Annotated in this window: 22 protein-coding genes; 10 read left to right on the top strand and 12 right to left on the bottom strand. The window is 69.0% G+C overall.

Going from position 1 to position 25678, the window contains the following annotated elements:
- Window positions 1-41: 41 nt before the first annotated feature.
- The 4 genes from U9J66_RS02750 to U9J66_RS02765 all read left to right on the top strand — a co-directional run bounded on the left by U9J66_RS02750 (window position 42) and on the right by U9J66_RS02765 (window position 3593).
- A complete protein-coding gene (locus U9J66_RS02750; protein ID WP_014911955.1) occupies window positions 42-365 on the top strand; it encodes a hypothetical protein in 324 nt (107 codons plus the stop codon).
- A 10-nt stretch (window positions 366-375) separates the two neighbouring features.
- Window positions 376-909: a hypothetical protein gene (locus U9J66_RS02755; protein ID WP_326336931.1), complete on the top strand. Its 534-nt coding sequence runs from the start codon at window positions 376-378 to the stop codon at window positions 907-909.
- A gap of 53 nt (window positions 910-962) precedes the next feature.
- Window positions 963-2180 (top strand): site-specific integrase, encoded by a 1218-nt coding sequence (locus U9J66_RS02760; protein ID WP_326336932.1) that lies wholly within the window; start codon window positions 963-965, stop codon window positions 2178-2180.
- Between the two features lie 135 nt (window positions 2181-2315).
- On the top strand, window positions 2316-3593 hold the full coding sequence (locus U9J66_RS02765; protein ID WP_326336933.1) for a hypothetical protein: 1278 nt from the start codon (window positions 2316-2318) through the stop codon (window positions 3591-3593).
- A gap of 70 nt (window positions 3594-3663) precedes the next feature.
- Here the strand turns inward: U9J66_RS02765 and U9J66_RS02770 are convergent, their stop codons facing one another.
- Complete coding sequence (locus tag U9J66_RS02770; RefSeq protein WP_014910567.1) at window positions 3664-4191, bottom strand: hypothetical protein; 528 nt, start codon at window positions 4189-4191, stop codon at window positions 3664-3666.
- Between the two features lie 171 nt (window positions 4192-4362).
- Window positions 4363-5766 (bottom strand): amino acid permease, encoded by a 1404-nt coding sequence (locus tag U9J66_RS02775; RefSeq protein ID WP_042281648.1) that lies wholly within the window; start codon window positions 5764-5766, stop codon window positions 4363-4365.
- 251 nt (window positions 5767-6017) lie between these two features.
- Between U9J66_RS02775 and U9J66_RS02780 the strand changes: the two genes are divergently transcribed.
- The 3 genes from U9J66_RS02780 to U9J66_RS02790 all read left to right on the top strand — a co-directional run bounded on the left by U9J66_RS02780 (window position 6018) and on the right by U9J66_RS02790 (window position 8777).
- Complete coding sequence (locus U9J66_RS02780; protein WP_161111973.1) at window positions 6018-7241, top strand: sensor histidine kinase; 1224 nt, start codon at window positions 6018-6020, stop codon at window positions 7239-7241.
- Window positions 7238-7897 carry a response regulator gene (locus U9J66_RS02785; RefSeq protein WP_017534815.1) on the top strand — a complete coding sequence of 220 codons (660 nt, stop codon included), beginning with the start codon at window positions 7238-7240 and terminating at the stop codon, window positions 7895-7897. Before U9J66_RS02780 ends, U9J66_RS02785 begins: the two co-directional genes overlap by 4 nt.
- Window positions 7898-7991: 94 nt before the next feature.
- Complete coding sequence (locus U9J66_RS02790; RefSeq protein ID WP_326336934.1) at window positions 7992-8777, top strand: class I SAM-dependent methyltransferase; 786 nt, start codon at window positions 7992-7994, stop codon at window positions 8775-8777.
- A 76-nt stretch (window positions 8778-8853) separates the two neighbouring features.
- On the opposite strand, the gene U9J66_RS02795 is transcribed toward U9J66_RS02790, so the two are convergent.
- The 5 genes from U9J66_RS02795 to U9J66_RS02815 form a co-directional block, all read right to left on the bottom strand.
- Entirely contained in the window at window positions 8854-9636 is a 783-nt protein-coding gene (locus U9J66_RS02795) for an alpha/beta fold hydrolase (protein ID WP_014911848.1), read from the bottom strand.
- A gap of 11 nt (window positions 9637-9647) precedes the next feature.
- Entirely contained in the window at window positions 9648-10469 is an 822-nt protein-coding gene (locus U9J66_RS02800; RefSeq protein ID WP_326336935.1) for an exodeoxyribonuclease III, read from the bottom strand.
- A gap of 30 nt (window positions 10470-10499) precedes the next feature.
- Complete coding sequence (locus U9J66_RS02805; RefSeq protein ID WP_017534812.1) at window positions 10500-11498, bottom strand: tyrosine-type recombinase/integrase; 999 nt, start codon at window positions 11496-11498, stop codon at window positions 10500-10502.
- A 102-nt stretch (window positions 11499-11600) separates the two neighbouring features.
- Window positions 11601-12680, bottom strand: coding sequence for an acetate/propionate family kinase (locus U9J66_RS02810; protein ID WP_326337400.1), 1080 nt, complete (start codon window positions 12678-12680; stop codon window positions 11601-11603).
- Complete coding sequence (locus U9J66_RS02815; RefSeq protein ID WP_326337401.1) at window positions 12680-15031, bottom strand: phosphoketolase family protein; 2352 nt, start codon at window positions 15029-15031, stop codon at window positions 12680-12682. Before U9J66_RS02815 ends, U9J66_RS02810 begins: the two co-directional genes overlap by 1 nt.
- A 161-nt stretch (window positions 15032-15192) precedes the next feature.
- Here U9J66_RS02815 and U9J66_RS02820 point away from each other — a divergent pair, with 161 nt between their 5' ends.
- Window positions 15193-16131, top strand: a complete 939-nt coding sequence (locus U9J66_RS02820) for a phosphotransferase (RefSeq protein ID WP_326336936.1) — start codon at window positions 15193-15195, stop codon at window positions 16129-16131.
- Window positions 16132-17624: 1493 nt separating this feature from the next.
- Here U9J66_RS02820 and U9J66_RS02825 read toward each other — a convergent pair.
- Entirely contained in the window at window positions 17625-18068 is a 444-nt protein-coding gene (locus tag U9J66_RS02825) for a hypothetical protein (RefSeq protein WP_326336937.1), read from the bottom strand.
- Between the two features lie 210 nt (window positions 18069-18278).
- The gene (locus U9J66_RS02830; RefSeq protein ID WP_026125050.1) at window positions 18279-19283 is read right to left on the bottom strand and encodes an acyltransferase domain-containing protein; all 1005 of its coding nucleotides are present in this window, start codon (window positions 19281-19283) and stop codon (window positions 18279-18281) included.
- Window positions 19284-19416: 133 nt separating this feature from the next.
- Here U9J66_RS02830 and U9J66_RS02835 point away from each other — a divergent pair, with 133 nt between their 5' ends.
- A complete protein-coding gene (locus U9J66_RS02835; RefSeq protein ID WP_161111968.1) occupies window positions 19417-21039 on the top strand; it encodes an AMP-binding protein in 1623 nt (540 codons plus the stop codon).
- 110 nt (window positions 21040-21149) lie between these two features.
- Here U9J66_RS02835 and U9J66_RS02840 read toward each other — a convergent pair whose 3' ends face one another.
- From U9J66_RS02840 to U9J66_RS02850, 3 genes are all read right to left on the bottom strand, one after another.
- Window positions 21150-21953: a DUF1963 domain-containing protein gene (locus U9J66_RS02840; RefSeq protein WP_442789842.1), complete on the bottom strand. Its 804-nt coding sequence runs from the start codon at window positions 21951-21953 to the stop codon at window positions 21150-21152.
- A 27-nt stretch (window positions 21954-21980) separates the two neighbouring features.
- Complete coding sequence (locus tag U9J66_RS02845) at window positions 21981-22634, bottom strand: class I SAM-dependent DNA methyltransferase (protein ID WP_326336938.1); 654 nt, start codon at window positions 22632-22634, stop codon at window positions 21981-21983.
- Between the two features lie 84 nt (window positions 22635-22718).
- Window positions 22719-23024: a 4a-hydroxytetrahydrobiopterin dehydratase gene (locus tag U9J66_RS02850; protein ID WP_014911960.1), complete on the bottom strand. Its 306-nt coding sequence runs from the start codon at window positions 23022-23024 to the stop codon at window positions 22719-22721.
- A 371-nt stretch (window positions 23025-23395) separates the two neighbouring features.
- Between U9J66_RS02850 and U9J66_RS02855 the strand changes: the two genes are divergently transcribed.
- Window positions 23396-25675: a sensor histidine kinase gene (locus U9J66_RS02855; RefSeq protein WP_326336939.1), complete on the top strand. Its 2280-nt coding sequence runs from the start codon at window positions 23396-23398 to the stop codon at window positions 25673-25675.
- Window positions 25676-25678 lie beyond the last annotated feature (3 nt).

The following is a 25678-nucleotide window of genomic DNA, read 5'->3' on the forward strand; positions in this document are numbered from 1 at the left end:
CGGCCCACCACCCGTATTCGTCGAAAGGCCCCACGGCCCCCGTGTCTGAACGTCCCTCCGCCCCCGGCGGCGGCCGCAACACCCGCCACCCCACCGGTATCCGCGTCGTCCTGTGCCTCCTGGCCCTGTTCGCCCTGGCCGCGGGCCCCTTCGGATACCTGATGGGATTGGACGCCGACTCCCACGCCGGCTCGGCCGCCGAATGGTTCACCCTCGCCTTCGGCGCCGCCGTCGGCATCCCCTTCCTGGCCGCCGCCGTGGCCACCGTCGCCGGCGACCGCCGCGCCGCCCTGTGGTCCCTGGCCCTACTCCTGTGGCCCGTGGTGTTCGTGGTGGTTATCCACCTCCTGCGCTCGGCCGGGTAGGCTCCCGGGCGTGTCACCCAAGAAACGCAAGAGCCGCCGCACCCGCCAGGACCGCGCCCGGACCACACCCGCGCCCACCGAGGCCGGCCGTGTGGCCCCGGGCACCACACCCGACAAGCGGCCGCTCAAACGCACCCCGGCGGTGATCGCCTCACCACCCGACCGCAGAGTGACCGCGCTGTGGGTCCTGCTGTGGATCCTGTGGGCCCTGGGCACCCCCCTGGCCCTGGCCGCGCTGCTCTTCGCCGGCCTGGACACCGGCGTGGACCCCATGGACCCGCGCCTGGAGGACCCCCAGACCGCACAAGAGGTGATCGCCGAACACACCGACCGGACCATGCGCTCCATCGGCAACGCCCTCATCTGGCTCCTGGTCTTCGCCTGGGGCGTCCCCGCCCTGGGCACCGTGTGCGCCCTGGCGCTACGCCGACGCATGGCCGCCATCGCCTTCGGTGTGGCCCTGGCCCTGTCGGTGACCCTCCTACTGCTGGTCGCCCCGCCCAACGAACTCTGGGACGCCGTCATCGCCCACCTGTTCGGCTGAGCGCCCCGACCCACCCGCACGCCTTCACGCGCCCCGACCCGCCCCAGGCCACAATGGACCCCGTGGACACCACCGACACCGACAGCCCGCTCCCGGTCCCCGTACGCAGCCGCCTGAGTCATCTGGACCACAACGTCCTGGTCGACACCCGCGCCCTGGAACGGGTCCGCGAACGCTTCGACACCGAACAGGCCCGACTCCTGGGCCGCTTCCTGGCCAACGCCCAATCACCGGCCACCCTGCGTGCCTACCGCGCCGACTGGACCGCCTTCGGCGCCTGGTGCCTGACCGAAGGCCGCACCTCGCTACCGGCCGACCCCGTGGACGTGGCCGTCTACCTGGCCGCATGCGCCCAGAACGGAGAGGGGACCGGACGCCCCCTGGCCCCCTCCACCCTGGAACGACGCGCCGCCGCCATCGCCGCCGTCCACGGCGCCCACGGCCTGGACTCGCCCACCCGCGCCGAAGTGGTGCGCATGACCCTGCGCGGAATCCGCCGCACCCACAAGGCCCGCCCCCGCCGCAAGGCCCCCGTCCTGCTCTCGACCCTGGAGGCCCTGCTCGCGGTACGCCCCCAGGACGGACACCCCGGGGGAGTGGCCCGCCGACGCGACGCCGTCCTACTGCTGACCGGCTTCGCCGGAGCGCTACGCCGCTCCGAACTGGCCGCCCTGACCTTCGACGACCTGACCCTGGTCAAGGACCCCGTCGACGGCGCCCCCACCCTGGTGGTGTCCCTGCACACCACCAAGACCGACCAGGAGGGCCGCAAGAACCAACAGGTCGCCCTCCCGCGCGGCCGCCACCGCGCCACCTGCCCGATCTGCGCCCTGACCGACTGGACGCGTCTGATCGAGCTGCTGCGCGACCACGGCGCCCACGCCCTGCGCAACCACCTGGAGCACACGCCCCCCACCCCGCCCACCGGAGCGCACTCCTGCTCCGGGCTGGAACGCCTCACCCCGGCCGACGGCACCGGACGCCCACTACTGCCCTCGGTGGACCGACACGGACGCGTCGCCGAACGCTCCATGTCCCCCCGCGCCATCGGTGACCTGGTCAAACGCTACGCTCAACGCGCGGGCCTGGACCCCGACGACTTCGGCGGCCACTCCCTGCGCGCCGGGTTCGCCACCCAGGCCGCCCTGGGCGGGGCCGCGGACCGCGAGATCATGCGCCAGGGCCGATGGACCAACCCGGGCACGGTGCACGACTACATCCGCACCGCCAACCCGCTCGAGGACAACGCGGTCACCCGACTGGGCCTGTGACCCCCCTTCACCGGCCCGACCGACCTCATCTCGAAACACCAACAAACACACCCGCAACACCCGATATAGCCCGTTAACGTGCGAACCTGCCCTGATGAGGCATTAGGTTGGTCGCGTGAGAAAGGGGACGGACCTATGGTCGACGAGTTTCGCGCAGCGTTCCAAGCACTGATCGACGCCTCCGTCGCCACAGACCCCCACCAGTTCCCACCGGCCGTCCACAAGGTCTACCTCCTGGCCCCACAGATCCCCGTCGCCGAACGCGAACTGGCCCTGGAGGCCCTGGCCCCCCTCCTGGCCACCGACCACGCCGCCCCCGGCATCGTCGCCGACCTGGCCGTGATCGCCGGAGCCCTCGTCGAGACCGGCACCGACCCCGGACCCGCCGGAATCGAGATCCTCCACCTACTGCGCACCATGGGCAAGGGCGCCATCGCCTTCGCCCGCGCCTGGGAACGCACCGGAGGCGGCACCCCACCCGCCCCCGAGGCCGTCACCGCCGACGCCGAGACCCGCGTGGCCGCCGACCTGGGCCCCGACGCCCCCGCCGCCACCATGTGCTGGTGGACCATCCAACGCCACGGCCTGGCCGCCAAGACCATGCTCGCCCACTCCGAGGTCCGCGCCCACATCCGCCGCGACCCCTCCCTGCACGCCGAACTGGTCGCCATCACCAACCAGCTCAGCGACCTGCTCACCGAATTCGACCAGATCCGCACCCTGCTGCGCATGGCCGAGGCCACCTCCGCCCTGGTCCTGGACCGAGCCTCCGAACGCGGCTTCCGCGTCCTGTTCGACGGCATCGGCGACAACCTCCAACTCCACACCCTGCTCGCCGACGCCCTCATCGGCCCCCACGGCCAAGGCCTGGCCGGACACACCCCCGACCCGCGCTGGAGCGCCTCCTACCGCCACGCCCCCGTCGATCCCGAAGCCGACCTCGTACACGGCTGGTGGAACCTGGTCGCCCACGACGGCTCCTGGGTATGGAACGAAGGCCTGCCCGCGGAGATCCCCACCATCGACGGCGAACACGTCCTGATCCTGGAGACCCCCACCCACCCCCGCTCCTGGAAGGCCGGACGACGCCACCCCCAGGTCCGCGGCTGGCTGGAGGTCGAATCGGAACTGAGCGCCGAGGAGGCCCACCGATGGTGGAGCCGGGTCGCCCCCGCCGAGAACCCGCCCACCACCCACCAGGACGAGGAGGAGGCGACCACGCCCCCCACCGCCCCGGCCACACTCGAACCCCCCACCGACCCGCACCGACCCGAACCCGCCCCGGACCCCGACGCCACACCCCCCGACGGCACCCGGGCCACCCCCTCGCCCACCGCCGACACCGGCCCCTCACTGCCGCCCCTGCCCAAGGGCGTCTCCCAGAGCAGCGGCTGGGGACCCGCCTGGCGCTGAAGCCCCCCGAACACACGAGACGGCCCCGCCCCCGGACCTCACGGTCCGAGAACGGGGCCGCCCCGACGGGTCAGTCCCGCGCCCGATGTCGGGCAGCGGAGCGCGCGGGCACCGGCTCGGCGCGCGCCGAACGCTCCTCTTCATCATCGTCCTCATAGAGGCCGTCGAAGTACTCCTCTTTGGTGGGCCCCTCGTCATCGTCACGGACCCAACGCCCGCCCACGAACACCGGCGCCGCCAACAGCAACGCCAAGGGCACGAACACGCCCAGGGGCAACAGCACCAGGGCGCCCTCGCTCCCGGGCAGCACCGGCAGACGCTCCACCAGATGCATACGGGTCAGGGCCACGGCGCTCAGACCGCCCAGGACCAGGGCGGCACCGAAGGGCAGCATCGGGGTCAGCCGCGGGGGGACCGCGACCAGGGCCACCAACAATCCCACGCCCACCAGACCGGCCAGGGCGACCGGACCGGTGCCCTGAAGCACGGCGGTACCGACCGCGTGCAGACCGCGCAGGTGGGAGAAGGCCCAGCCGGTCAACAACAACAGGACCGGACCAAGGATCAGGCCCGACAGGAAGCCGACGAAATGTCGCACGGGGGTGCTCCTCTCAAGGGTTGCGCAGCACCCTAGCGACAAAACCCCGCTTCGGCACCATCGACACCACCTAGACAAACCACCACAAAAGGGTGTACCGCGCCGGTGATACCACACACCGGTGGCGCCGCACCCGCACCGGACACGACGCCACCGAACACCACGAACGACTCACCCACCGGCGGGGGAGGAGCCCCCCTTACCCGCGATCCGCTCCAACTCCTCGGGCGTGGCACGCTCACGCACACCCAACACCAAACGACTCGGCGCGCTCCGACCCCAACGACGACGCCCCTCATAGGCCACCAACGCCACCACCACGGCACCCACCGACGCCCACAGCGCCTCACGATGCTGCGGCAACGTCGCCATCGCCACGAAGATCCCCACCAGACCCAACAACGTCGCCCACGTCAGATACGGGAACGCCCACATCCGCAACGTCAACCGCTCCGGCGCCCGACGACGCACCCGCGCACCCACCACCAACTGCGAAGCGCAGATCGTCAAGAACAACACCAACAGGATCGCGCCGATCGAGGCCACCAGGAAATGGAACACCTGGCCCGGCGCCACATAGTCGGCGACCACCGCCGCGTACCCCACCACGGTGCCCAACAGGATCGCCCGCACCGGCACACCACGCCGATTCGTGCCCCGCAACACCGCCGGAGCGTCACCCTGACGGGTGAGCATGAACAACATCCGCGACGAGGTGTACATCGCGGCGTTCAACACGCTCAACACCGCGATCAACACCACGATCTCCATGATCAACGCCGCGCCCGGGATACCCACCGTCTCCATGACCACCACGAACGGACTCCGATCCAGATCGGAGGAGTTCCACGGCACCACCATCACCACCACCAGGATGGAGGCCACGTAGAACAACCCGATCCGCCACAGCACGTTGGTGACCGCCGAGGCCACCCCCCGCTCGGGCTCGGAACTCTCACCCGCCGCGATCGTGATGATCTCCACCCCACCGAAGGCGAACAACACCACCACCGTGGCACCCAACACCGCGACCCAGCCATTGGGGGCGAACCCGCCCAGATCCCACAGGTTCGACACCGTCGACCCTTGCGAACCACTCCACAGACCCAACGCGTACAAGCCGCCCACCAGCAAGAACGCCACGATCGTGGCGACCTTGATCAGCGAGAACAACGACTCCGTCTCAGCGAAGACCCGCACCGAGATCAAATTGGCCACCGTCATCGCCAACAGAACCGTCAACGCCAAAACCCAACCGGGCAGATCCACCCACTGGGCCAGGATCGTGGCCCCGGCCACCGACTCGGCCGCCACCAACACCGCGTACATCCACCAATAGACCCACCCGATGGCGAAACCCGCCCTGGGCCCGAACGCCAACCGCGCGTAGTCGGAGAAACTCCCACCGGCCGGAACCGACACGACCATCTCGCCCAAGGCCCGCAGGGTCAAGAACACCAGGGCGCCCGCCAACGCGTAGGACAACACCGCCGCCGGCCCCGCGGTCTGGATCACCGCGCCCGAACCCACGAACAGCCCGGCACCCACCGAACCGCCGATCGCGATCAACGTCATGTGCCGGCGGCGCAACCCGTGCGCCAGCCCCGACCCGTCCTTCTTCTGTGCCGCCTCACCGGGCGACGTCTCACTGCCTGTCACGAGCCCCACCATAGGACGAAAGATCGGTCACACTTCACAAAGGGGTGCGCCACAGACCAGAAATCAACAAACGTGACTCGGCGCAACACATCCGCACGGGGGGTCACACCACCCTAAACCCCACACCGAACCCCCACACCCCACCCGAACATGCCACCATCCACACCATGACCGCCCCCATCCCACCCCTGGGCGCCCTGACCAGCCCGCGCACCTACCGACACTGGGCCCACCTCATCATCGGCGGCGCCCTGGCCACCCCCTACCTCATGGCCTCCCTCGTCCTGGCCTCCCTCATCACCGACACCACCACCCCACCCACCCCCACCGGACTCACCCTCACCCTCGCCCTGGCCATCGGCCTCACCCTCATCACCGCCACCGCCCTCATCCCCGCCACCCGCACCGGACAACACCACCTCGCCCACGCCCTGGGCATCCTCCACGACACCACCCCCACCAGCGGCCGCCTACGCCCCACCCTCTGGCTCCACCTCCACCTCACCATCGGCCTCCTCGCCTGCGTCGCCACCATGGTCGCCCTCACCGAAGCCGCCCTCCTGACCCTGGCCCCCCTCGACCACGGCACCGCCACCCCCCTCACCCCCACCCACCCCTACCTGGGCCCACCCCTGGCCCTGCTCTGGCTCCTCGCACTCATCCACACCATCGCCCTCACCGGCCGACTCCTCACCAAAATCGCACCCCACCTCCTCGGCCCCACCCCCACCGACCGACTCGCCGCGGCCCAAGCCCACGCCCACCGCCTCGCCGAACGCAACCGCCTGGCCCGCGAACTCCACGACGGCCTCGGCCACGCCCTGTCCGTGGTCACCCTCCAAGCCGCCACCGCCGCCCGCCTCCTGGACACCGACCCCGACTTCGCCCGCCAAGCCCTCACCCACATCGCCGACACCGCCCGCACCGCCACCGCCGACCTCGACCACGCCCTCGGACTCCTACGCCAGGACACCCCCACCCCACGCACCCCACCCCCCGACCTGACCCACCTACCCCACCTGACCCAGGCCACCCGCCACACCGGAACCGACCTGACCAGCCACATCGACGGACCCCTCGACCACATCCCCACCCTGCTCTCCCGCGAGACCTACCGCATCACCCAAGAAGCCCTCACCAACGCCCTACGCCACGCACCCCACCAACCCCTCACCCTCACCCTCAAAACCACCCCCACCTCACTCACCCTCACACTCACCAACCCCCTGCCCACACCCCACCGACCCCGACGACGCCACCCCACCCGCGGAGGACACGGACTCCACGGCATGCGCGAACGCGCCCACCTGATCGGCGCCACCCTCACCCACGGCCCCCACCACGACCAATGGACCACCACACTCCACCTGACCTGGAAAGACACCCGATGATCCGGATCAACCTCATCGACGACGAACACCTCATCCGCACCGGCCTGGCCGCCCTCATCGACGCCGAACCCGACATGGAGGTCACCGGCCAGGCCGCCGACGGAGCCGACGTCCCCGACCTCGTCGAACGCACCCGACCCCACATCGTCCTCATGGACGTGCGCATGCCCGGCCTCGACGGCATCCAGGCCACCCACACCCTCCAACGCACCCCCCGCCCACCCCGCGTCATCGTCATCACCACCTTCGACAACGACGACCACGTCTGGGACGCCCTACGCGCCGGAGCCCAAGGCTTCCTCCTCAAACGCACCCCGCCCGAGGACATCCTCGCCGCCATCCGCATCGTCCACCGCGGCGACACCCTCCTGTTCCCCACCACCCTGCGCACCCTCGCCGCCACCCGAACCCCCCACCACGCACCCACCCCCGCCGCCCGCGCCGTGGCCACCCTCACCGAACGCGAAGCCCAGACCCTCACCCTCATCGCCCAAGGCCTCACCAACGCCGAGATCGCCACCCACCTCCACCTGGGCGTCCAGACCATCAAGACCCACGTCTCCCACACCCTCACCAAACTCGGCGTCCGCGACCGCACCCAAGCCGTCATCGCCGCCTACGACGCCGGACTCATCCACCCCCGCCACCACACATGAGCCCACGACACACCCCACGACACGCCCAACACAAAGTCACGACAGTGCTACGTTCGGCAATCGAACGGTCGCACACACCGCGGGGGAGACCACCATGACCACGCCACCGGCCATCGACCTCGACCTCATCACCCACCTGTACCGAACCCACCGAGACGACCTCGCCCGCGTCCGCGACCAACAACGCGAACAACACGCCAACGCCGACCCCGCCATGACCCCCCAACTCGACGACCTCGAAGCCGAGATCACCTACCTCCTCCTACGCCACCACCGCCCCCACAACGTCGTCGAGATCGGCACCTACTACGGCTGGTCCACCTCCTGGATCCTGTCCGCCCTACGCGACAACGACACCGGCCACCTGCACTCCTTCGACATCGTCGACCACGCCCCCCGCCACGTCCCCGAACACCTGGCCCAAGACCGCTGGACCTTCACCAAAGGCGACGTCCGCGCCAAGATCGCCCACATGCCCTCCCACACCGACTACCTGTTCATCGACGCCGCCCACAACGGCTGGTTCGCCCGCTGGTACATCCACCACCTCCTGCCCACCCTGCCCGCCCACATCCCCATCAGCGTCCACGACGTCTTCCACCAGCGCTACGCCCTGCCCTTCACCGAAGGCGCCGTCGTCCTCAAATGGCTCACCAACAACACCACCGACTACTTCACCGCCTCAGCCGCCCGCGCACCCCACCACCACCAGATGCTCAACGACCTCAAAACCGAACTCGGCCTGGACACCCCCGTCCGCGAATCCCTCCACAACCCCATGATCTTCTTCCGCATGCCCGCCCGACCCCGACCCGCCGCCACCATCGCCCCACCCCGACCCCGCCACACAAGCGACCCCGACCCCGCCCCCCGCACCTGAAACCACACAAAAAAAAGGGGGTGGCGGGACCCCACCGGCCCCACCACCCCCAAAGAGCACACACCCCTACACGAGGTCACACCCCATCGGCCTCCAACGAAGCCCCACCCGCCTCAGCCTCCGCCTGAGCCTCCAACGCCGCACGCCCCTCACGCACCGACACCACATCAGCGGCATCACCCACGATCCGCGCGAAATTCACCGGCTGATCCAAACTCACCATGTGCCCCGCCCGAGGCACGTTCACCAACCGGCCATCCGCGCACGCGTCGAAGAAATGCTTCTCATGGATCCGGAAATGATCCCGCGCCCCATTGATCAACCACACCGGACCCTCATACGCCGACAACGACGCGATCGCGTCCATATTCGAGATCTCATCGATCACCGACGTCGCCGCCTCCACCGCCAACCCGCCGTCCAACACCGCCTCGGCCGCACCATCACGCAACGTCAACCGATGAAAACGCTCATTGACCGCCGCACCCCGATCCGGCAACCGATCCATCAACACCGCCGGAATCCGATACACCTGAGCCAACGACTGCGCCGGCTTGGCCGTACAACTGGCCGCCACCAACCCCGCCACCCGACCCGGCGCCGCACCCGCCACCGCGATCGACACGAACCCGCCCAGACTCAACCCCGTCAACAACGCCCGACCACCCACCTGATCGATCGCCGCCAACACACTGTCCACCGCACGCCCCAGCGAGAACTCCTCACCCCGCCGCGAACCATGCCCCGGCAGATCCGGCGTCACCACCGTACGCCCCTGAGCCCGCAACAACTCCACCTGCGGCCGCCACATACTCGACGACAACCGCAACCCGTGCACCAACACGATCGGCACGTCCATACCCCGACCCCTCACCCTTCCACCCGATAACGCACCGTCACCGGAGCATGGTCGGACCAACGACTCTCACGATCCCGATACCGCTCCACACCACCCTCGACCGCCCGCGCCGCCAACCCCGGCGTGGCCACCTGATAGTCGATCCGCCACCCCGTGTCGTTATCGAAGGCCCGCCCACGATAGGACCACCACGAATACGGCCCCTCCTGCCCCGGATACAACGACCGCACCACATCCACATAACCGGCCTCATCGAAGACCCGCGACAACCACGCCCGCTCCTCGGGCAAGAACCCCGAATTCCTCCGATTACCACGCCAGTTCTTCAAATCCGCCTCCGTGTGCGCGATGTTCCAATCCCCGCACACCACCAACTCCCGCCCCGCACCCTCCACCTGAGCGCGACGCTTCACCAGATACGGCAGGAACATCTCCAGGAACCGCTCCTTCTCCTCCTGACGCTCGGTCCCCACCTCACCCGAAGGCAGATACAGACTCGCCACCGTCACCCCACCCAGATCGGCCTCCACATACCGACCCGCGTCCTCGAACTCCGTCCCCGGAAAACCCACCCGCACCGCGTCCGGCTCACGCCGCGCATAGATCGCCACCCCCGCACGACCCTTCGCCGCCGCCGGACACAACACCACACGCCAACCCTCGGGCGCCACCACATGCGCCGGCAACTGGTCCGCCTCCGCACGCGTCTCCTGCAAACACACCACATCCGCGTCCGTGGCCGCCAACCACGAAACGAACCCCGGCTCCTTACGCGACGCCGCGCGCAGACCATTGACATTGACGCTGGACACAACAAAACTCGACTGGCTCACGCCAACAGAGTAGCCACCACCCCCACCCCCTCAACCCCCCTCCACCGGCGACTCCGACCCCGCCAACCGACGCAACACCCCATAGGTCCGATTCGAACCCGCCGCCTCCCGCTGCGCCCGCGCCGTCACCTCGATATAGGCCTGCGACGACGTCACCGACGCATGCCCCAACAAATGCATGATCTCGGTGACCGACGCCCCATCCTCGGCCAACCGCGTCGCGAACGTATGCCGCAGAGCATGCACCAACGTCCCCCGCGCCACCCGATCATGCACACCCGCATGCCGATAACACTGCTTCACCAGATACTGCAACCCACCCCGACGCAACCCCTCACCCCGGTTGTCCACCAACAACGGATCCCCACCCCGCACCACCCCGAACCGCACCCGACGCGACTCCAAATACCCCTCCAACAACACCTCCAACGGCACCTCGATCGGCAACACCCGCTCACCGCCGCCCTTACCCACCACCCGGATCCGCCGCTCACCCGAACGCCCACCCAACGAATCCACCCGCAACGACAACATCTCCGCCGACCGCATCCCCGTCAACAAAGCCAACGCCAACACCGCCAGATCCCGCTCCGGCCACGGATCCCGCGCCCGACGCGCACCCCGCGCCAACGCCTCCAACAACCGCTCCGGCGTATCCTCACCCATCAACGGCTTAGGCGTCGAAGGCCGCACCCGAGGCCGCGGCACCGCCGACATCGGATTGCCCGCCACCACCTGCTCGGCCACCCAGAACCCGAAGAACCCGTTCCACGTCGACCAGGCCCGCACCACACTCGACGCCGCCCGCTCCTCACCGAAATCCGCGAACGCCTCCCGCAACACCCGCGACGTCAGATCCGACAACACCACCCCACCCGGATCCACACCCAACACCCGCGCCGCACACCCCGCCACACCCACCAGATCCCGCCGATAGGCCGCCACCGTATGCGGAGAGGGCTTGGCCGCCCGCCGCGCCACCAGATACCGCTCGATCGCCAGCTCCACCACCACAGCATCGCCACTCATACCCCATATCCTGCCCCCTGCCCACCCCACCCCGACCCCACGGGCACCACAAAGAAAAGGGCCCGACCCCAAGGCCGAACCCCACACGCACCACCACCGCGCTCACCCCAACACCGCACGCACCCCCCGCACGATCTCCACATCCTCCCGCGCCAGCACCACCCAACACCTCACCTCGGCCCCCACCGCCGAAATCTCACCCTCACCCACCAACCCGGCGTTGGCCACCTCATCCACCCCCACACCCAGAAAACCCAACCCCTCCGCACACCGCCCCCGCACCTGAGACGAACCCTCACCGACCCCACCGGTGAACACCAACGCGTCCACACCACCCAACGACGCCACCATCGACGCCACCGCCCCACGCAACCGATGCAGATACACCCCCACCGCCCTCACCGCCCGCGCCTCACCCCTTCGCTCCGCCTCCAACACCCGCCGCATATCCGCCGACCCCGCCAACGCCGACAACCCCGACTCGTGCTCCAACACCCACGCGATCCGATCCACCCCCACCCCCGCGTGCTGCTGCAACCACAACACCAACCCCGGATCCACACTCCCCGAACGCGTCGCCATCACCAACCCCTCCAACGGCGTGAACCCCATCGTGGTATCCACCGACCGACCGGCCCGCACCGCCGCCAACGACGCACCCGCCCCCAAATGCGCCACCACCACCCGCTCCGCACCCGACCACTCACGCACCCGCCGCGACGCATAAGCATGCGAAAGCCCATGAAAACCGAACCGACGCACCCCCCACCGCGCCCGCCACTCCTCGGGCACCGCATACGTCGACGCCTCCACCGGCAACGACGCGTGAAACGCCGTATCGAAACACGCCACCGCCGGCACCCCCGGCAACACCCGCCCCACCACCTCGATCCCCGCCAACGACTTGGACTGATGCAACGGCGCCAACGACCCCAACTCCCGCAACCGCTCCACCACCCACCCCTCCAACCTCACCGGAGCCGTGAACTCCCCACCCCCGTGCACCACACGATGACCCACCGCGTCCACACGCCCCGCACCGGCCAGCGCCCGCTCCACCCGACGCTCATCCCACACACCGGCCTCCACCGGCACCGACTCCGACCACTCCACCACCCCATCGGAGCCCACCACACTCAACTTCACACTGCTGGACCCCGCGTTCACCACCAGAACCCGCATCAGTACGGCCACACCCACTCCCGCACCGACCCCGGATCCTCCCCGAACTCCCGCGTATAGGCCCGCGCCCACAACCGCTCGTCCACCATCCGCTGACGCACATGCGCCGCCCGCTCCGCCAACCCCGGAACCCGATCGATCACATCGATCACCAGATGGAACCGATCCAGATCGTTCAACATCACCATGTCGAACGGCGTCGTCGTGGTACCCCGCTCCTTGAACCCCCGCACATGCAGGTTCTCGTGACCCCGACGCCGATACGTCAACCGATGCACCAGCCACGGATACCCGTGAAAAGCGAAGATCACCGGACGCCGCGTCGTGAACAACGCCTCGTACTCGGCCTCGGGCAACCCATGCGGATGCTCACCCGCCGGCAACAACCGCATCAGATCCACCACGTTCACCACCCGCACCCGCAACTCCGGGAAATGACACCGCAACAGATCCACCGCCGCCAACGTCTCCAACGTCGGCACATCACCCGCGCACGCCAACACCACATCCGGCTCCACACCACCATCGGTACCGGCCCACTCCCAGATCCCGATACCCCGCGTACAGTGCGCCACCGCCTCGTCCATCGGCAGATAGTCCAACGCCGGCTGCTTACCCGCCACCACCACGTTCACATAGTCACGCGAACGCAGACAATGATCGGCCACCGACAACAACGTGTTCGCGTCCGGCGGCAGATACACCCGCACCAACTCCGCCGGCTTGTTCAACACCACATCCAAGAACCCCGGATCCTGATGCGTGAACCCATTGTGATCCTGCCGCCACACATGCGACGACAACAGATAGTTCAACGACGCGATCGGAGCCCGCCACTCCAACCCCCGCGTCACCTTCAACCACTTCGCATGCTGATTGAACATCGAATCCACAATGTGCACGAACGCCTCATAGCAGTCGAACAACCCATGCCGACCCGTCAGCAGATACCCCTCCAACCAGCCCTGACACAGATGCTCACTCAGCACCTCCATCACCCGACCCCGAGGCCCCAGATGCTCATCACCCGGCTCCAACCGACCCCGCCACACCTTGTCCGTCGCCTCGTACACCGCCGACAACCGATTCGACGCCGTCTCATCCGGCCCCACGATCCGAAAACGATCCGGATTGGCCCGCACCACGTCCCGTAGAAACCCGCCCAACACACGCGTGGCCTCACTCGACCGCACCCCGTGCCCCTCGAACTCCACCGCGTAGTCCCGAAAATCCGGCAACACCAACGGCCGCAACAACAACCCGCCATTGGCGTGCGGATTCGCGCTCATCCGCCGACCACCCCGCGGCGCCAACGCCCGCAACCCCTCCACCGGCGCGCCCTGAGCGTCGAACAACCCCTCCGGACCATAGGAGCGCATCCACCCCTCCAACAGCCGCAGATGCTCCGGATTCGACCGCACCCCCGCCAACGGCACCTGATGGGACCGCCACGTCCCCTCCACCGCCAGCCCGTCCACCTCCACCGGACCCGTCCACCCCTTGGGCGAACGCAACACCACCATCGGCCACACCGGCCGACCCCCCACACCACCCTCACGCGCCTCCCGCTGAATCCGCGCGATCTCCTCCAACGCCTCGTCCAACACCGACGCCATCCGCCGATGCATCACCTCAGGATCCGACCCCGACACCACCAACGGCCGATACCCGAACCCCTCCAACTGCTTGAGCAGCTCCTCCTCACCGATCCGCGCCAACACCGTCGGATTGGCGATCTTGTACCCGTTCAAATGCAGGATCGGCAACACCGCCCCATCGCCCACCGGATCCAAGAACTTGTTCGAATGCCACGACGCCGCCAACGGCCCCGTCTCGGCCTCACCATCACCCACCACACACGCCACCACCAGATCGGGGTTGTCCAACACCGCCCCGAACGCGTGCGCCAACGAATACCCCAGCTCCCCACCCTCATGGATCGACCCCGGCGTCTCAGGCGCCACATGCGAAGGGATCCCACCGGGAAACGAGAACCGACGGAACAACCGCCGCATCCCCTCCTCGTCCCACGTCACCTCCCGGTACACCTCGCTATAGGTGCCCTCCAACCACGCGTTGGCCACCGCCGCCGGCCCACCATGACCCGGACCCATCACATAGATCATGTTCAGATCACGCCGCCGGATCACCCGGTTCAGATGCGCATAACAGAAGTTCAACCCCGGCGTCGTACCCCAATGCCCCAACAACCGCGGCTTGATGTGCTCAGGAGCCAACGGCTCCCGCAACAACGGATTGTCCAACAGATAGATCTGCCCGACCGACAGATAGTTCGCCGCCCGCCAATAGGCGTCCAGCCCCGCCAGATCGTCCTCGTGCTCCACGACCATCGACCCTCCCAGGACGAGGTGTTCACGGTGGGGGAGGACCGGACCCCGCCCACCCCACCCCGAGGCCGACGCGTACGCCCGATCCAGGCCACCGTAACCGTCCACCCCCGAACCCCCCGGACACCCCACGAACCCGTGTCGCGGCCACTAACCTGCCCCCCATGACCACCGCCCCCACCACCGCCTACACCGCCTGGGGCCACCCCCGCCACCACCTCCTGGGCCGAGGAATGGAAGGCACCGTCCACGCCCTGGGCCCCGGCCCCCTGGGCGACCACCTCATCGCCAAGGCCTGGCACCACCGCACCGAGACCGACCTACGCCCCCTCCAGGCCTTCCACGACGAACTCGCCGCCCAACACCCGCCCTTCGCCACCCCGCGCATCCTCCATATCCGCCACCACCACGACACCACCATCACCCTCGAACCCCACCTGCCCGGCACACCCCTGGACACCCTCCACCGACAAGGAACCCTCACCCGCACCCAGGTCCAGGACGCCACCACCCACGTCCTGAACGCCCTGGCCCACACCACCGCGGGCCCCGCCACCAAAGCCCTGACCGCCCTCGACGAACCCCACCCCCTCTGGCGAGACCACACCACCTGGCCCCAGGCCCTGACCGCCCTCATCGACCGCCGCACCACCCGCTTCGCACACCCACTGCGCGCCGCCCTACCCGACCTGGACACCCTCCACGACGCCCTACGACGACGCCTGTCACACCTGCCCACCGAACCGCCCCGCATCGTCCACGGCGACCTGTGCCCGCCCAACATCCTGGCCACCGACCAGGGCGCCCCCACCGCCGTACTCGACTGGGGCTTCCTCACCACCGCCGCGGACCCCCTCTTCGACACCGCCACCGCGGCCGGCTTCCACGACATGTACGGACCCCACGCCCGAGAACACGACGACGCCCTGCTCACCCGCTGGACCGGCACCTCGGGCCCCGAACGCGAACGAGCGCTGCTGTACCGGGCCGCCTACGCCCTGATCAGCGCCAACGCCTACTCCGACACGGGGGCGGACGGCCACTTCCTCTGGTGTGTACGCACGTTCGAACGAGCCGACGTGCGCGCCGTTCTGGGGGTGTGAGGCACCCGCCCGATAGGGGAGAGGGGGGCGAGGGAACATCTTCGACACCCCTTGTGACCTGCGATTTCTCCCCTTTTCCCTGGTGAGTGGCGCCGGCGCGGGGAGCTCTGGGGGATGAAGGACGGGGGAGGGGTGGATTCGTACAGATGTACACGACCCCGATGGGCGCGATCGCGGCCATGGGCACACACGTTCGATGCGAGGTCGGGACGGGCCGGCGCGAGAGCGGGGAGTGGGGGTCAAGAATGGAAGAAAAGGGACGCGCGCGCCATATCGGTCACGTGTCGCTCAAAGAGTGCAAAATGCTGCATAACACAGTTTATGCATGAAACATGGAGATACCGGGCCACCGAGAGGGGACCGCGCCCACCGAGAACACCCGCACAGGCCCCTCGACACCGAACACCACCCCCTCGAACCCACCCGAGCCGCGCCCTGGAGGGCACACCCACCCCAGACCCGGGACAGCCGCCGAGCGGGCACGAAGAGCACGAAAACGCAGGTCGGGCGCCTCACGAACACCATGGCGAACGCCGGGGCGGACTCGGGGCGCACAGGGAGAGCCACCGAGACGAGAACGCCCCGGCGAAACCCGGCCGCCGGGAAGACACCCACCGAGGCCGACCCGCTCGAGCCCTTCGCCCAGGAGCGCGTTCCCAGAGCGCCCCACAGAGCCCACCGGACACCAGAGGACGCTCGTCGACATACCACCGCCTGCACGACGACCCCACCGACGAAGAACCACGTCAGAGCGGGTGCACGCGTTCACGCCACGCGCTCACCGTCCACAGGCCGAAGATCCGACCTTGCCCCAGAGGCCGCTCAGAGACCAGACTCGACTTCGGGGGCATCACGCCCGGCCACCGAACGCGCACAGTGCCCCCGTATCGACGCTACCGCGCCGCGGCCGACCGGCGCCGGCCCGTGCGATCTCCCTGTGGACGAACCGTGCGTCGATCCGGCCGCCGGGCAGGGACTCGACACGACCCGCGCCGAGCGGCGAGCCGCCGCCGAAGCCCTCGAAGGCCCCGGACGGCCCGCAGAACACGAAAACCCCTTCCCCACAGGCGTTTCCACATCGCCGATAATGCACATTATGTCAAGTAGAAGGTGTGGAAGGCCCTCCGCCACCACCGACACGCCCCCAACGGCCGCCTTTTCCGACCCTTCACCCCCCATGACCCCCACCACTCCACACCCCCGACCCCGACCCACGCCGACCGAGGACCCCCACGCCGCCCAGGGCCCCTCCGGACACCACCCGGACTCCACACCCCCGACGAACACACAGAGCGATGACGCGAGAACAATCAGCGACCACCGCTCGTCCCGACTCCCCCACGCCCGCACCGAACAGACGCGGCACCCCGACTCTCCTCCACACGCCCCCGACCCACACCCACCCCACAGGCTCCACCCGGTCGACCCCGGACCCCCGCCTCCCTCCAACGCATCGGTGGGCCCCTCCAGTGCGAGCCCCGCACCCGCCGGCCCTACCCGACCGCATCGGCCCACCACACCGCCCCCACCCCCACAGCGGCCACCACCAGAACCGCCACCAACGACAACCACCACCACGACCGCCCCGCGAACCGAGCCCACACCGTCTCCCCCACCACCGACAACCCCACACACCACAACACCGGCATCGACCACGACCAGGCCACACCCGCCACAGCCTGAAAACACACACCCACCGTCGCCGCGGACAACGCCACCGCCGACACCACCGCCCCCTCCCAAGGACGCACCACCACCCCACGACGACGCGCGACCCACGACCGCGCCGCCGAACCACCACCGATGAGCACCGCCATCACCAACAAGAACAACGCCGCAAAGGAAGTGTCCTCGTACAACAACCCCAAAAACGCGAAGAAACCCGACACCATCATCACCACCCCCACCAACAAGGGGTAGAGGAACAGGAACCACACCCGCCCCGGCACCGAAAGAGCCGGATCGGACCGGTCGAGGACATCACTCATCGGGGGAACCTCCGCAGAACACGAAAAGGGCATCTCACCCCCGTGCGATGCCCCCCACCACCCCCGAGTTCACCCTCCCCACCCGGACACGACGAAGCCCCCCGGACACGTCCACGAAGAACACACCCAGAGGGCCACCGAAACACACGGACCGGCCCCTCACGGCAACCGCAACCACCCCGTACACACCCTCAAACCCGCACCCGACCCCAACCGCTCCAACGCCGCCCGCTCCAACCGCGTCCCAGCCGACACGGCCCCCACATCCACCCGAGGAGACCCGAACACGAACCGGAACACATCCGACTCCCCCGGAACCCCCTCACCCACCAACCTGAACCGCCGCTGGAACCGCACGATATTCGACCCCTCCCCCAACACCTCCGCCCAGAACGGATCCAACAACCACGACGTACACGTCGCCACCACCGGATCGATCCCCAAATGATCCCGAGCGAACCCCCGCGCCCGCCCCAACGCCTCATCCACCACCGACGGATCCAACCCACCCGTCGGAATATGCAACCTCAACACCGGATCCCCCACACCCAACCCCGGACCCAACCCCGAAGCCTCCTCCGGCGAATACCACTCCACCACCCCCTGAGAACCCAACACCGCGGGCTCCAACTGCAAACCACCCACCCAGAACAACCGCCCCCGAAACTGCGCCGCCACCCACGCCGCCGTCTCCAACGACAACCGCCCGAACAACCACCGCGACCGCCGCACCTGCACACCCACATCGGCCAACGTCGCCACCGTCACCGACCGATCCACACCCAACGCCCCATGCCGCGCCAACTGCACCGGCACCCACGCCGCGAACGCGAACAACGACGCCACCCGCGCCCGCGCATCCTCCACCTCCACCAACGAAGGCCACCCACGCCACACACCCACCGGCAGATCGGCATCGGCGCACAACCTCCGACACATCAACTCCACCAACCACCACAACTCCACCGGACAACCCTCACCCGGCCACAACCCCTCCACCTCGACACGATCGCGCCCCTCCAACACGAACATGTCCAACACCCGCGCCGCCTCCACACCCGACGGCACCCTCAACCCCGACTCCGGCAACCCCTCCGCCGCCTCCAACCACGACCGCGCACCCTCATCCAAACCGAAACGTTCCACCACACGAGCACTATCCATCCCCACATCCTGGCCCCCACCCCACACCCGACGGAAGAGCCCACCCACCACAAGTGAGACCCGTCCCACAGAAGGGCATAGTGTGGAAAGCACCCCCCACGACCACCACCACCGAAAACGAGGAACACCACCGATGTCCGACCCGGCGCAACTCCTACGCGACTGGATCGCCACCTACCACACCCCCACCACGTCGGTGGCCCACCTCCTCTGCGACCGCCACGACCCCCACACCACCGCCACCACCCAGATCGGCCCCACCCTCGAACCCACCACCCTCACCTACGGACAACTCCACCAAAAATCCACCACCCTCGCCGCAGGCCTCCACCACCTCGGCATCCGACCCGGCGACCGCATCGCCACCCTCATCCCCAAAGGCATCGACCTCACCATCACCGCCCTGGCCACCTGGAGACTCGGCGCCACCCTCGTCCCCCTCCTCACCTCCCTGGCCCCCTCCGCCATCCACCAACGCCTCACCGACTCAGGCACCACCCTCGTCATCGCCCAAGACGACTACCGCACCAAACTCGACCCCGGCCCCCACCAGACCACCCCACCCACCTGGCACACCGCCACCACCGGAACCCACCCACTCCGCGACGGCGACCACACCCTCCACACCCTCACCACCAGCGACCACACACCTCCCCCCACACCCCCCACCACCGGCGACACCACCCTCGCCCTCGTCTACGTCTCCAACCTCATCGGCCCACCCCGCGGCGCACGCGTCCCCGTCCGCGCCCTGGCCGCCATGCACGCCTACCACCACTACGGCCTCGGCGTCACCGACGACGACACCTACTGGAACACCGCCGACCCCGGCACCGCCTACGGCCTCTACCACGGCCTCATCTCACCCCTCCTCGCCGGCCACACCTCCCTCGCCCTCCAAGCCGGCTTCTTCGACCCCGAACTCACCCTCGACGTCCTGGGCATGTACCAGGTCACCAACTTCGCCTCCGACCCCACCACCTACCGCACCATCCGCGCCGCCACCAAGACCCTCCCACCCGAGATCATCGTCCAACGCCTCGCCAGCGCCGGAGAACCCCTCGCCCCCGACGTCATCGACTGGGCCACCGACCTCTTCGGCATCCCCATCCGCGACCACTACGGACAGACCGAACTCGGCTGGTGCGCCGGCATCCCCAACAACCCCGAACTCCCCCAAGCCGACGCCCCCCTACCCCCCGGCGCCATCGGCCCCGCCCTCCCCGGCTGGAACATCCACGTCCTCGACCCCATCGACGACCAACCCGCACCCCTGGGCGTCTACGGCCGCATCGCCATCGACCACACCACCAGCCCCCTCGACTGGTTCGAGGGCTACCACGGCTACGACGACACCCTCGACATCCGCCGCACACCCGACCACACCCACCACCTCACCGGCGACACCGGCATCATGGACCGCCAAGGCAACCTCCACTTCTCCACCCGCGACGACGGCGCCATCATCACCCGCAGCTACCGCATCGGCCCCACCGAGGTCGAGACCATCCTCACCTCACACCCCGCCGTCGACGAATGCGGCGTCTACGCCATCCCCGACCCCATCGCCGGACACCTCGTCGGCGCCCGCGTCGTCCTGGCACCCGACCACACCGGCGACCCCCACCTGGCCGACGAACTCCGCGACTGGGTCAGCACCCACCTGGCACCCCACGCCGCACCCCACACCATCGACTTCGTCGACGAACTCCCCCGCACCGCCTCCGGCAAGATGCGCAGAGCCCGACTCCCCTAGGCCGTCTCCCGTGGACGCCTCACGACGATCCACACCGACACCACCCACCCCCGACACCACGAAACCCCCGGGCCACACCCCGGGGGTCCCTCCAACGTGTACACACCACCTCAGTGGTACGACCACATCACCATCCACGCCGACGAGAAATCCCCCACCTCCAGATCCCCACGCCGCACCGACCAGAACGGACACCCCACGAAATCCGGCTCATCCCGGAACCCGTACTGGCCCTGCGCCAACAACACCCACTCCCCGCCCTCCGTCGAAGGAGGATCCTGCGGCGAATACGCGTAACCCCCCAACAGAAGCTCCACCTGCGCCACACCCCTCCTCTCATCCCACTGATCCAACCGATACCGCCCATAGACCCCACGCACACGCTCATCCGCCGCCACCACGTCATCACACGCCATCGGCAGACTCCACAACGACCGGGCGAACAAAGGCACCGGCTCGCCGTACACCGCCTCCCCGTCCTCGGGCACCCGCTCCTCCACCACCGCGTCCGCGCCCACGTACACCACGAACCCCGAGCCCCGCTCCGACTCGGGCCCCTCCGTGTCACGCCGATCGGCGAAGAACAACAGACTCCCCTCCGCCGGAAACGGGAAATCGAACACCCGCGGCAGAGCGGCGCAGTCCACCGACGCCACGAAGTCCGGATAGCCCTCCCACTCCACCTCCGCCGGAAGAGACGGCCACCCGCCATAACGGCCGGCCAGGACCGCGTCCGGCCCCGGTGAGGAACTCAACTCCACCTGGGGACGCGCCAACCCCAGAGCCAGCTCCACCGCCTCATCGGGAACACCACCCGCACGAGCCGCAGCACGATAAGCCTCGAAATCATCCATGCCGGACATGCTGTCGTATCCCCACGACACCCGCCCGCACACGAAGAGCGGGCCCGGCACACACCGGACCCGCCCCGGAACAGCCCTCTAGAGGCCCACCCCGGCCTTCCGCAACAACAGATGCGCCTGCGAGAACCCACGCCGAGCATCCAACCCCGGAGCCATCACCAGACGCGCCTGCTCCACCAACCCCACAGCGACGGCCTCGGCCAGCACGTGATCCACCCCGTACCGATACGCCATCGCCACCTGATGATCGAAGGTCTCCACCCCCGCACCCGGATCCTCATGACTCTGGAAGGCCACCATCAGATACCCCTCCGGAGCCAACACCCGCGCGAACTCCGCCATGATCACCGCCAACCGCTCCGGCGGAGAATGGATGATCGAATAGTTCGACACCACCCCCGCCAACGAGCCCCCCTCGACCTCCAGGGCCCCGATATCGCCCACCTCGAAGCGAATCCCCCCATGCCGCGTCCGGGCCAGCTCCACCAGCCCCTCCGACAGATCCACCCCGAAGGCCTCCACGCCCGAACCGCGCAGATACGCCGTCACATGACCCGGACCGCAACCGGCGTCCAACACCGGCCCACCCCCGGAGGCCGCCACCGACTTCGCCAGAACGTCGATCATCGACCGCCCCAACGGGTCGGACTCGAAGGCCCCCGCCGCGAAGTCCGCGTAGAGCTCGGAGATCATGCCATAGGAACGGGCCGCGCCCGTCTCGTGTACCGCCATGGACCACGACCCTAGCCCCGCCCGCACCGGGTCCGTGATCGCCCCCGGTGAGAGCCGTCGGATCCGCCGTGGCCCCTGTCGTGTTCAGCCCTGGCCGGTGACGACCTCGACCAGTTCGTCCACTCGCGCGGCCAGGGCCATGTCCTGGTCGGTCACGGCGCCTTCGGAGTGCGTGCTCAGGGTGAGCCGGACCGTGTCGTAGCGGATGTCGATGTCGGGGTGGTGGTCGGCCTGTTCGGCCGCCTGGGCCACCTCTTGGACCAGGGAGATGGCGGTCGGGAAGTCGGCCAGGCGTACGGTGCGGTGGATCAGGACCGCGTCAGGATCCCATTCCCAGTCGGTGAGCCGTTCCAGACCGTCCCGGATCTGCTCTTCGCTGAGCCGGAGCATGTTTCCGCCCCCTTGTCGGTGCCGCTTGTGGTGCCAATCCGCGATTGGCCGGTTCCGGCCGATACCTACCCGGTCGGAGGCCGTCCCTCACCCGACCGCTCCCCCGAGCGGACCCTGGTGTGGTCGGTGCGGCGGAGCCGCTCCTTATGTTTTGAGGTGCGCTTTTGGAACAAAAGCACCGCCGCCTGTACGACGTAGATTCTATACATGTCCTATTTTAGGAGCTTTCGGGATGCCTGGAACCTCCGTCCCACCCCGCACCCCGGCCCCCACTCGGTCTTGCCAAAACCCCCACCACGGCGGTTAGCTCGGTCCCACCCCCGCCCCACCCCCCTCGGCGGACCCCCCGCCTCCCCTCGAAGAGCGAGCCCATGCCCCACGAGAAGCGCCGATCGCTTCGCGCCCGCATGATCACCCTGGTGCTCATCCCCAGCACCGCCCTGCTGGCCCTGTGGGCACTGCTCACCACCACCCTCGCAGGCGACATCGGCGACCTGCGCACCACCGCGACCCTCATCGAGGAGGTCGGCTCCCCCACCACCGACGTCATCGACCGGCTCCAAAGCGAACGCCGCGCCACCCTGGCCGCCCTCAACTCCCCCACCAGCAGCACCCACGGCCGACTCGACGAGGCCCGCGCCGCCACCGACCAGGCCGTCCTCACCCTGGACCGCTCCCTGAACGCCCAGGAAGGCGCCACCCTGCCCCGTCAGGCCACCGCCTTCCAGAACCACCTGACCTCGCTGGAGAACCACCGAGCCGAGGTCGACGCCCTCCCCCACGACGCCGACACCCTCACCCTGGCGGCCGGCCCCTACACCGAACTCATCGAAACCGGCCTACGCGTATGGGGCACCCTGGTCGAACGCGCCGACGCCACCCTCTCCCCCCACCTGCGCTCCCTGACCTCCCTCACCCGCACCCGCGAACTCCTCAACCGGCAGGACACGATCCTGGCCCACGCCGTGGCCACCAACGAGTTCACCGCCCAGGCCCACGCCGAATTCGCCGCGGCCGTGGGCGCCCAACGCCACACCTGGTCCCGGGTCGACGCCGAAGCCGGAGAAGAGGCCGGACGCGACTTCGTACGCCTGGACGGCTCCGCCCAGATGGAGACCGTCGAACTCCTCCAGGACACCGTCATCGCCACCCCCGGCCGAGAACACGGCTCCGGAGTGCCCGTCAACGCCCAGACCTGGCAGGGCGCGGCCGAGGCCCTGGACCGGCGCATGAGCGAGGTCGAACGGGAACGCCGCGACCACGTGGTCGCGTTGGGGCACCGACACGCCGCCGACCTGCGCGACCGTGCCCTGATCATCACCGTGCCGACCCTGCTGGTGGCCCTGGCCTCCGTCGGTGTGGCCGTGGTCGGCACCCAACGCCTGGGAGCGCGCCTTCAGGAACTGCGCACCCGGACCCTGGAACACGCCCGTGACCGTCTCCCCCGGGTCACCGCCCGACTCCGCGCCGGCCAGGAGGTCGACGTGGACGCCGAGGTCCCCCCGTTGAACGCGACCCACCACGACGAGATCGGCCAGGTCGCGTCGGCCTTCGACGACGCCCGCCGCGCCGCCGTGACCGCGGCGGTGGAGGAGGCCCGGGTACGCGCCGGGGTGCGGTACATGTTCCGCAACCTCGCCCGACGCACCCAGTCGTTGGTGCACCGCCAGCTCTCCCTCCTGGACCGGGTCGAACGCGAGGAGACCGACCCCCAGGTATTGGAGGCGCTGTTCCGCATCGACCACCTGAGCACCCAGATGCGGCGTAACGCCGAGAACCTGATGTTGCTGAGCGGCGACCGGCCCACCCGGCACGGCGCCGCCCCCGTGGGCCTGCACGAGGCGGTGCGGGCCTCGGCCGGTGAGATCGAGGACTACACGCGTGTCCAGGCGCGCGCCCTGCCCCCGGTGGCCCTGCGCGGCGGCGCCGGCGCCGATCTGGTGCGGCTGTTGGCCGAACTGTTGGAGAACGCGACCTCCTTCTCCCCTCCCGACACCCCGGTGATCGTGGAGGGCGACGTCGACGAGCGTGGAAGGTACCGGATCCTGGTCCGCGACCAGGGGCTGGGCATGACCGGGGAGCGCGCGGAGGCGGCCAACACGCTGCTGGCCGACCCGCCCCGGTTCGATCTGGCCCGGGTGCGGGACGACTCCCAGCTGGGGTTGTACGTGGTGGCCGTGATCGCCGCCCGCCACGGCTTCCGGGTGCGGGTGGACTCGGCCCCCGGGAAGGGCACCGTGGCCATGGTGGAGATTCCCGCCGACACGGTGGTCGAACCCGCCCACACCACCGGGCCGATGCGGGTGGGCCACCTGGGGGCCGCGCCCGCTCCGCCCTCCGACCGCGACGTCGCCCCCGCCCCGGCCCCCGTCCGGGTCGAGGACGAGGTCCCCGAACCACAGGCCCTACCCCCCTTGGAGGAGGGGCCCGACACCCACATGGGTCTGCCCCGACGACGCCGCCGCGTCGTCGCCGACCCCCCGCCCGCCTCCGACACCGCTACCGTCCCCCGCCGATCCCTGGACCAGATCCGCACGATGATGGGCGCCTTCCAGACCGGTACCGAACGGGCCCGCGCCCTATCGGACCGCGAAGGCGCCGACCCCGTCGAACAGACACACGATCAACACGAGCAGAACACGGAGAGGTGATCT

The sequence above is a fragment of the Nocardiopsis sp. LDBS1602 genome (genome assembly GCF_035818715.1).
In the GTDB taxonomy this organism is placed as follows: Bacteria; Actinomycetota; Actinomycetes; order Streptosporangiales; family Streptosporangiaceae; genus Nocardiopsis; species Nocardiopsis alba.